7 protein-coding genes, 1 pseudogene and 1 riboswitch are annotated in these 8,665 nt (G+C 64.6%); of the genes and pseudogenes, 2 read left to right on the top strand and 6 right to left on the bottom strand.

The genetic code is table 11. The features are described from left to right. From ACOJTD_RS03515 to ACOJTD_RS03490, 6 genes and pseudogenes are all read right to left on the bottom strand, one after another. Positions 1 to 228, bottom strand: a pseudogene (locus ACOJTD_RS03515) (lipid kinase); the annotation flags it as partial. A 74-nt stretch (positions 229 to 302) separates the two neighbouring features. Further along, positions 303 to 410: riboswitch (guanidine-I (ykkC/yxkD leader) on the bottom strand. 145 nt (positions 411 to 555) lie between these two features. Then, positions 556 to 1,527 carry a CobW family GTP-binding protein gene (locus ACOJTD_RS03510; RefSeq protein ID WP_420131547.1) on the bottom strand — a complete coding sequence of 324 codons (972 nt, stop codon included), beginning with the start codon at positions 1,525 to 1,527 and terminating at the stop codon, positions 556 to 558. 203 nt (positions 1,528 to 1,730) lie between these two features. Continuing rightward, complete coding sequence (locus ACOJTD_RS03505; RefSeq protein ID WP_420131546.1) at positions 1,731 to 3,473, bottom strand: nitrilase-related carbon-nitrogen hydrolase; 1,743 nt, start codon at positions 3,471 to 3,473, stop codon at positions 1,731 to 1,733. 255 nt (positions 3,474 to 3,728) lie between these two features. After that, positions 3,729 to 4,343 carry an ANTAR domain-containing response regulator gene (locus ACOJTD_RS03500; RefSeq protein ID WP_420131549.1) on the bottom strand — a complete coding sequence of 205 codons (615 nt, stop codon included), beginning with the start codon at positions 4,341 to 4,343 and terminating at the stop codon, positions 3,729 to 3,731. 17 nt (positions 4,344 to 4,360) lie between these two features. Further along, positions 4,361 to 5,509: a transporter substrate-binding domain-containing protein gene (locus ACOJTD_RS03495; protein WP_420131545.1), complete on the bottom strand. Its 1,149-nt coding sequence runs from the start codon at positions 5,507 to 5,509 to the stop codon at positions 4,361 to 4,363. 356 nt (positions 5,510 to 5,865) lie between these two features. Continuing rightward, entirely contained in the window at positions 5,866 to 6,261 is a 396-nt protein-coding gene (locus ACOJTD_RS03490) for a MarR family winged helix-turn-helix transcriptional regulator (protein ID WP_420131544.1), read from the bottom strand. A gap of 267 nt (positions 6,262 to 6,528) precedes the next feature. Here ACOJTD_RS03490 and ACOJTD_RS03485 point away from each other — a divergent pair, with 267 nt between their 5' ends. Both ACOJTD_RS03485 and ACOJTD_RS03480 read left to right on the top strand, forming a co-directional pair. Next, positions 6,529 to 7,806 carry an amidohydrolase/deacetylase family metallohydrolase gene (locus ACOJTD_RS03485; RefSeq protein ID WP_420131543.1) on the top strand — a complete coding sequence of 426 codons (1,278 nt, stop codon included), beginning with the start codon at positions 6,529 to 6,531 and terminating at the stop codon, positions 7,804 to 7,806. 94 nt (positions 7,807 to 7,900) lie between these two features. Next, positions 7,901 to 8,665 (top strand): xanthine dehydrogenase family protein molybdopterin-binding subunit (locus ACOJTD_RS03480; RefSeq protein WP_420131548.1); only part of this gene is annotated, 765 nt, incomplete at its 3' end.

Genomic DNA, 8,665 nt, shown 5'->3' with positions numbered 1-8,665 from the left:
CGACTCGACATAGTCGTTGATCTGCACGATCTCGACGTTGATCCCGTACTTCTTGGCGTGGAGGTCCATGATGCCGGACTCGGCGATGTAGCCCCACGGCATCCAGCCGACATAGATCGACCAGCCGACCTTGAAGTCCTTCTTCGGCGCGGCGGAGGCTCCGACGACGCTGAGCGCCACGATCGAGCCGGCGAGGATCAGGGAAGAAAGCAAACGGGTTGTCCGCATCGGTCAGTTCCTCACTTCAAGACACAATGAGGAATTGAAACGGACCATCGTTTGCCAATTCCTCGGCTTACGAGGCCTCCCGGGTTTTTATCCCGCCGTGCGTCCGAGGGATGTCTCTCCTCGGGGGGTAGCTCTCGGACCAGCACCTTGCAAACAAGGCCGGAACCCTAGCCACCAACTCTGGTCGCCAGTTAACGTCGAGTCCCTGCGGTTGGAAAGATGCTGTCGGCACAAACAATGGGCAGCGGCTGCGCTTTCTTTCGCCAGCCTGCTGCACGCGAGGTCGCTGTTGGTATCACGCTCCGCTGAGGTGGCGTCCGCGCCGCATCACGCCCGGCACGCCATGAAGCCGTGCTCGATCACATCCTTCGGCAGATTGCGGCCGATCAGCACCAGCCGGCTGACGCGCTCCTCGCCCTCCTTCCACGGCCGTTGGTGATCGCCCTCCAGCAGCATGTGCACGGCCTGGACCACATAGCGCTCGCCGTCGCCCTTGAAGGCGATGATGCCCTTCATCCGCAGCAGATCGACGCCGAACTGCTGGGTGATGGTGCCGATCCACGGCAGGAATTTCTGCGGGTCGAGCGGCTCCTTGGTCACCAGCGAGAAGCTCGTGACGTGGTCGTCGTGTTCGTGCTCGTGGAATTCGTCTAGGAAATCGGGCTCGACGTCGAGAATGCGGTCGAGGTCGAAGGCGCCGCGGCCGAGCACATGGTCGAGATCGACCGCGCAGCGCTCGGTGTGATGGATCGACGCCGTCGGATTGATGCGGCGGATCCGTGCCTGAACGCGCTTGAGTTCGTCGGCCGCGACCAGATCGGTCTTGTTGAGCAGGATGGTGTCGGCGAAGGCGAGCTGCTCCTGGGCCTCGTGCGCGGTCTCGACCTGCTCGAGCAGATGCCGGGCGTCCACCACGGTGACGATCGAATCCAGCTTGGTCTTGGCGCGCACATCGTCGTCGACGAAGAAGGTCTGCGCCACCGGCGCCGGATCGGCGAGGCCGGTAGTCTCGACCAGGATCGCGTCGAACTTGGTCCGGCGCAGCATCAGCCCCTGAATGATGCGGATGAGATCGCCGCGGACGGTGCAGCAGATGCAGCCGTTGTTCATCTCGAACACTTCTTCGTCGGCGTCGACCACCAGGTCGTTATCGATCCCGACCTCGCCGAACTCGTTGACGATCACCGCGTATTTCTTGCCGTGGTGTTCGGTCAGGATGCGATTGAGCAAGGTGGTTTTGCCGGCACCGAGATAGCCGGTCAGTACGGTGACGGGGGTAGGGGGCTGCTCCTGCTGCATCGTCGGCGTCCTTTGATCGGTCGTGCCTGGAGGACGAGCTAAGCTCCTCCTATTTGCAACGTTATAACATTACATTTTCTGGGCCGTCAAAGGTCGCCGTGAAAGAAGCCGTCCAAACGATCGGAGGTGAGACGAGCCGTCGACGTGGCCCGTCCTCCGTTGAATCCGATTGAAGCGCCGACTTTTCGGCCGGCGCTTCGGGGTCACTGATGCCAGGTGACGAGCGGCAGATAATGATGCGGCAGGCGCATCACGATCAGGTCTTTGCGGCGGACCACGTTGGTCGGATACGGCGTGTCGAGGTTGCTGGTGTCGACCTGGACGCTGGCGCTTTCCTCGCCGTCGAGGATCGCCGATTCCTGCCGCGGAAACGCGAAGGTGTCGGGGCCGAACACCGCGCTAGCGCCGAGGAAGCCGCGAGCCGGGTCGACCACATTGGCGAATGCCAGATAGATGTTGTTCTCGCCGCTGCGGGTGCGGAAGGCGTGCCAGTGATACGGATCCGCGCCCTTCGGCGTCGGATAATTGTGCGGGATCACCGTGCCGGCATGCGCGCCGGTGAAGATGCCGGCGACCGCCGCGGGGCAAGCGACGATATCGCAGCCGCGCAGCGCGAGTGCTCGGATCGCTTCCGGATACAGTGCGTCGTGGCCGATCGCGAGGCCGACACGGCCGATCGCCAGATCGAACACTTTCCACTTGTCGCCCGCCGTCGCCCAATCCGCATCGGCATTGCCGAGATGAATCTTGCGATAGCTGCCGACCAGCCCTTCCGGTCCCGCCAGCAGCGCGGTGTTGTAGACAGCCGTTCCCTCCCGTTCGGCAATGCCTGCGACCAGATAGGTCCGCAGCTTCATGGCCAGCCGGGTGAACGCCGCCACGGTCGGGCCCTCCAGCGCCTCGGCGCGCGCTGCCGGATTGCCGAGGCCGGTGAGGGCGAGTTCAGGAAACACGATCATCTCCGGCTTGCCGCGCGCCAGCAGATCGCGGGCGTGGCGCTCGATCGCCGCCAGGTTGGCGGCGGGGTCATCGGCCGGTGCGAACTGCACGACGGCGATTTCGGACACCTTGCCCTTGGGGATCGGCTGGTAGCCATAGAGCCGAAAGAAATCGCCCGGATTCCAGGTGAAGCTGTTGCTCATCAGCTCGGCGTAAAGCTCGGGCCGCCGCTTCGCGAACACTTTCTCGCCGAGAACTTCGCGCTTGCGGACCGGCGCGAGATCGATCTGCGCGTAAGCCACGCCGTCACCGCTGTCGATCGATGCCGCGATGCTGCCGTCCGGCGCGATCACGCAGCTGCCGCCGGAGAACTGCACGGTGCGCTCCAGCCCCCAGCGATTGGCCTCGATCACGTAGCAGGACTTCTCGAACGCCCGGCTGATCCAGTACGGCGCCGGCGTGCGCTCCGCCAGCCAGTTGGAGATGTGGCAGATGACGTCGACGCCTGCGACTGCCTCCAGGCGCGCGGTTTCGAAGAAGTGCAGATCCATGCACACCAGCAGCCCGATGCGTCCGAGCTCGGTGTCAAAGACTTGATGGGCGATGTCGCCATTGGCGGCCCATTTCGGCTCGGCGATATAGGGGTGCGACTTGCGGTGCTTGCCGACGATACCCTGCGGGCCGATCAGCACGGCTGTGTTGTAGAAAAGGTCGGTGGCGGAGTCGACTTCCGGCATGCCGAGCACGATGTAACAGCAGTGAGCCTCGCAGATCTTTTGGAAGCGATCGGTTGCGGGGCCCGGAACGGTTTCGACGAACGGCCGCACCTCGTCGCGGTCGTACCAGCAGTAGCCGGTGGTCCCCATCTCGGGCGTGACGATCAGGCGGGCCCCGCCGGCCGCAGCTTCCTCGCACAGCGCGACGAGCCGGGTGATGTTGCGCTCCTTCTCGTACATCGTCGGTTCGAACTGAACGGTCGCAGCGCGATAGTTCGTGATCGTGGTCATGAACGGCTCCGTCGCCGGCCGCGATGGGCCGGTCCATGATGGCTGCGCCACACGCACGCGGCGAAGCGGCGAGGACGCGGGTGATATCGGTGAGCTGACGGCCCTGTCAGCGGGCAACAAAAAACCCGCACCATCCTCCGACGGGAGGATCGAGCGGGCTGCATCGCCATGGCACGACGCGCGGGCGCGTCACGCTCCTGAAGCATGGCCTCACGACGGAGGGGATGCGCTCAGGTCCGTCTGTTTCAGACGAAGCTAAATACAAGCATCGTTCTTCAGGCCACGCAAGAGCGTTTCGGAATCGATGATCGCCTTGGCGATTTCGTCGATCGGAATCCGCCGTGCCATCGCGCTCTCGCGCAACCGCGCATAAGCATCCTGTTCGCTGATCTTGTTGGTCGCCATCAGGATCGCCTTGGCGCGCGCGACGGTCTGGTCGCCCAGCACCTTGCGCTTGTACTTGCGCGCTTCCTTCTGGAGCCGCTGATGCTGCAGCCAGAGGTTGCGGGCGATGGCGAGATTGGTGAGTACGCCGAACGGCCGGATCGGTCGCTCGATCACGGACAGCGCGCCGCTCTCAAGCACCATCTGCAGCATTGCGGGATTCTCGTAGCTCACCACCGCCAGCATTGTCGGTGCCGGATTCGGCATCGCCTTCAGTAGCCGTGTGGTCTCCTCGCGCGCTTCCGCCTCCATCGCCAGAAAGACGACGTCGCAGCCTTTCGGCAATGCCGGAGGCACCGGCCACAGCAGATGCGCCGTGCAGCCGATCCGGCGCAGATGTTCGACCAGACGTTCGCCATCGGGATCCAGCGGATGAATCACCGTAACGTTCAGGTGGCGCAAATCCTTCAGCAGCGCGAACGACATATCGCGGCCCGCGCCGCTCATGACGACAGCACCCAGTCGCCCGCCGGCTCGGGCTGAGCCCGGCTCTCCAGCATGAACGGATCAGGCGGCACGGGCACCAACGCATCGTGCACGATCTGATAGCGGCCCGCCGCGTCGATACGCGCGACCCGCGGCCACAGATGGGTGTGGTTGGTCCCGCGATCGATGCGGACGCGGCCCTGCGGCGCATCGTAGTCCACGCGCCACAGCGCCGGCAGCAGATCGTCGAGATGATCGCTGCCACACTGCTCCAGCGCCGCGGCGAACAGATGCATCTGGAAATACGCTGCCTCGGCCGGCGCCGTCACCGGCTGGTCGGCGCCATAGCGAGCCTGATAGGCCGAGACGAACCGGCGCGCGGCCGGCGTGTCGAGGCTCTGGAAGAACGGCGCGGCGGTGACGTGGCCTTCGGCGACGTCGGCACGCATCTGCGCGAAGTCCGCCTCGCTGGTCGACTGGCTGGCGATCGGCAGGCGACGGCCATTGAATCCGGCGTCCTTGAACGCCGTAAAGAGCGGCACGATGCCGGCACCCACGATGGTGGAGTAGACCACCTCGGGTGCAGTGGCGTGAATCCGGTCGAGAATGCGCGCGATGTGGTCCGCGGTCAGATCGAGCGGCACATACATCTCCTCGACCGCGCGGCCGCCGGCAGCGGCGAACAGGTCGGCGATGATGCGATTGGACTCATAAGGATAGACGTAGTTCGAGCCGACCAGGAAGACGCGTTTGCCATGATGCCGCGTCAGGTAGTCGACCAACTGCACCGAGTTCTGGTTCGGTGCCGCGCCGGTGTAGATGCAATGGCGCGAGTATTCGAAGCCTTCATACAGCGTCGGATAAAACAGCAGCGCGCCGCGGGCTTCGACCAGCGGCAGCATGGCCTTGCGGGTGCTCGACATGTGGCCGCCGAACAGCACCCGTACGCCGTCGTCGTCGATCAGCCGCGCGGTCAGTTGTGCATAGCGCGCCGGCGTCGAAGCCGGGTCGTACACGATGGGTTCGATCGGGCGGCCGCGAACGCCGCCGGCTGCATTGATCTCCTCGATCGCCAGCAGCGTGGCGTTGCGCTGCGTGCGCTCGATCGCTTCGGTCACGCCGGTTTGCGAAAACAGCACGCCAACCCGCCAGGACTCCGCTCGCATTCTGTCACCCAGGTGATGCCGTCGCCCAGGGACGGCGGGAACCGCGTTTTCCTTGCGCCGCTGTTTAAGGGCCAGCGCGATGTCGATGTGCTTTCCTCGAAGAACGCAAGGCGACGCGTATTGGGCGATTGTCTCTGCGGTTCGTCGCCGTTTCAAGGCAGGGGATGATCGGCGGGAGGGCGGCAAGACAAATCTGACGCACTCGCTGTCCAGAATGACGTGCCGCTGCTTCTCGAGGTTGCGATCCGGAGCTCCCGGCCATCACGCGCGCCTCTTAGATCGCGGTGATTGTTCGCTGCGTACGCTTACAGCGCCTACTTGCTGTGCAGCCTGCGTCCGAAAAATCGGCAGGCGGCTTACTCGAGCAGTGGCGCGCTGGTGTTCTGGTTGGCGTTGCGGTCAACGACCCGCTGCATCATCGCGATGAGTTGCGCGCGCTCTCGGTCGGAAAGTCCTTGTAATGTGGCCTCGTGGGCGGCGCGTGCGGCGCCTTCGATCTTCGCCAGCAATGCTGCGCCCGATCGCGTCAGCCGGCACAACCGTGCACGGCGGTCCGCGGCGTTGATCGGTCGCTCGACCAGATTGCGGGCTTCGAGGCGCTTCAGCGCGCCGGTCGTGGTGGTGCGATCGAGCGCGATGTCGGCTGCCAACGTCGTCTGATCCGCGGTTTTTCGCGCCGCCAGCGCCGAGAGCAGGCTGTATTGCAGCGGAGTGACTTCAAATTGACCACACGCCTGCTGGAACAGCGCCACGTGAATCTGGTGTAGCCGCCGGATCAGAAAGCCGGGTCGCTCGGTGAGCGGCCATGGCTCGTGGGTGACCGGGGCGGCCCGGGAATGCCTCTGCCGCAAGCTGTTCTCTCCATCTCTCCACCTCGCGCCGGCACGGCCCGCGCGACAGAAACCAGTAGCGCGATTCGCTCCGCCTTTCGTCTCTTAGACTTTGGCATAGGGCTTGCTAGATGCAAATGCGAAGCATGCTTCGTAATTTTTGGCCAGGTTCGTGTGGGGAGCGGTTCGATGTCGGTGAGTGCCACCTTTGATCTTCTGTTGCGTGGCGGGCGGGTGATCTGCCCGGCGTCCGGTATCGATGGTGCGTTCGATGTCGCAGTGCGCAACGGCAAGATCGCGGCCGTGCAAAAAGACATTCTGCCGTCGAGCGCCAGGGAGGTGGTCGACGTCTCGGGGCAGCTGGTGCTGCCTGGACTGATCGACACCCACGCGCATATCTATCAATACGTCTCCGGCCGCTTCGGCATGAACCCCGACATGGTCGGCGTGCGCTCCGGTGTCACCGCGCTGATCGATCAGGGCGGTCCGTCCTGCATGACGCTGCCAGGCTTCCGCCACTTCATCGCCGAGCCGGCGAAGTCGCGCGTCTATGCGTTTCTGTCGGCTTATCTCGTTGGCGGGCTCGAAGGCCATTACTACCCGCAGCTCTACAGCCCGGAAGGCGTCGACATCGATGCCACCGTGAAGGCGGCCCGGGCCAATCCGGACATCGTGCGCGGCATCAAGGCTCATGCCGAGATCGGCGGCTTCGCGCGCTGGGGAATCAAGGTCATCGAGATGGCGGCGGAGATCGGTCGGCAGGCCGAACTGCCGGTGTATGTGCATTTCGGTCAGCTCTGGGGGCTTCCTGAAAGCGGCGCCAATGGCGAGGACGCCGACACGATCCTGACCCGCGTCATTCCGCTGCTCAAGGAAGGCGACGTACTGGCGCATCCGTTCACGCGGCATCCCGGAGGCTTCATCAATCGCGAAGGCGAAGTGCATCCGGTGATTCAGGCGGCGCTCGATCGCGGCCTCAAGGTCGACGTCGGTCACGGCAGTCATTTCTCCTACCGGCTCGCCAAGATGGCGATCGCCGGCGGCATCGTTCCGAATACGCTCGGCGCCGATATCCACGGCTACAACACGCACGTGCCCGCCCCGGCCGGCACGCCCGATCAGCACGAGGACGAGGAGAACCATCCGTTCGCCGGACAGGCCAAATTCAGCCTGGTGCAGGCGATGAGCTCGATGATGGCGCTCGGCCTGTCGCTCGAACAGGTGGTGCCGATGGTGACGGCCAATCCGGCCAAGATGATCGCGCGCTCGGATGAAATTGGGGCCCTCAAGGTCGGCATGGAGGCAGACGTGTCGGTGCTGACGCAGCGTCCGGGCCGCTACGTGCTGCGCGACAACGAGAACACCGAAGTGATCGCCGACAGCCTGCTGCAGCCGGTGTTCTGCCTCCGCGCCGGCGTTCGCTACGACGCCGACGCCTCGATCCTGCCCGAAGCCGTCGCGGCCTAAAGGAGGATCGACGTTGCACGGACGGGGCGACCAGCATCAGAACGGCGGGCAGGGCGTCGGCGCGCGGTTGCCGCGCAAGGAGGATGATCGCCTGATGCGCGGTCGCGGCCAGTACGTGGCCGACATCCGTCTTGCCGGCATGCAGGACGTCGCCTTCGTGCGCAGTCCGCTCGCCCACGCGCGCATCCGCGGCATCCATGTGCCGGAGGCGTATCGCGACCGCGTGTTCACCGCCGCGGATCTCGTCGGCGTCAATCCGATCCGCGCCGTGTCTGGCCTGCCCGGCTTCAAGATTTCCGAACAACCGGTGCTGGCGAGCGGCAAGGTTCGACAGGTCGGCGAAATGATCGCGATGTGCGTGGCGCCGACCCGCGCCGAGGCCGAAGACATCGCGGCTTCTGTCGTCCTCGACCTCGAAGAACTTCCCGCGGTGTCTGACATGCTGCAGGCTCGCGCGCCCGACGCGCCGCTGGTGCACGAGCATTGGGGCGATAACGTCTTCCTCGAAACCAATTTCGAAGTCGACATCTCGGCGGCCCTTGACGCGCCGATCAAGGTATCGCGCGAGATCACGACGGCGCGGCAGTGCATGGCGCCGCTGGAGGGCCGCGGCGCCGTCGCGACCTATGATCATCGGCTCGATCAGCTCGTCGTCACGACGTCGGCGCAGATGCCGCACATCAACCGCACCGGCCTCGCCGAATGTCTCGGCATGGATCAGGGCCGCATCCGCGTAATCTCGCCGGATGTCGGCGGCGGTTTCGGCCAAAAAGGCATTCTACTGCCGGAGGAAGTCTGCCTGTCGTGGCTGACGATGCGGCTCGGCCATCCGGTGCGCTGGATCGAGGATCGTCGCGAA

Origin of the sequence: Rhodopseudomonas sp. (assembly GCF_048594845.1) — a bacterium.
In the GTDB taxonomy this organism is placed as follows: domain Bacteria; phylum Pseudomonadota; class Alphaproteobacteria; order Rhizobiales; family Xanthobacteraceae; genus Rhodopseudomonas.
Note: the sequence above shows the minus strand (reverse complement) of the source record. Positions and strands in the feature narration are given on the sequence as shown.

Bases quoted from the DNA above. Each gene is read 5' to 3' on its own strand.
- ACOJTD_RS03485 (WP_420131543.1), top strand. From the start codon at position 6,529: ATGTCGGTGAGTGCCACCTTTGATCTTCTGTTGCGTGGCGGGCGGGTG.
- ACOJTD_RS03500 (WP_420131549.1), bottom strand. From the start codon at position 4,343: ATGTCGTTCGCGCTGCTGAAGGATTTGCGCCACCTGAACGTTACGGTG.
- ACOJTD_RS03510 (WP_420131547.1), bottom strand. From the start codon at position 1,527: ATGCAGCAGGAGCAGCCCCCTACCCCCGTCACCGTACTGACCGGCTAT.
- ACOJTD_RS03495 (WP_420131545.1), bottom strand. From the start codon at position 5,509: ATGCGAGCGGAGTCCTGGCGGGTTGGCGTGCTGTTTTCGCAAACCGGC.
- ACOJTD_RS03505 (WP_420131546.1), bottom strand. From the start codon at position 3,473: ATGACCACGATCACGAACTATCGCGCTGCGACCGTTCAGTTCGAACCG.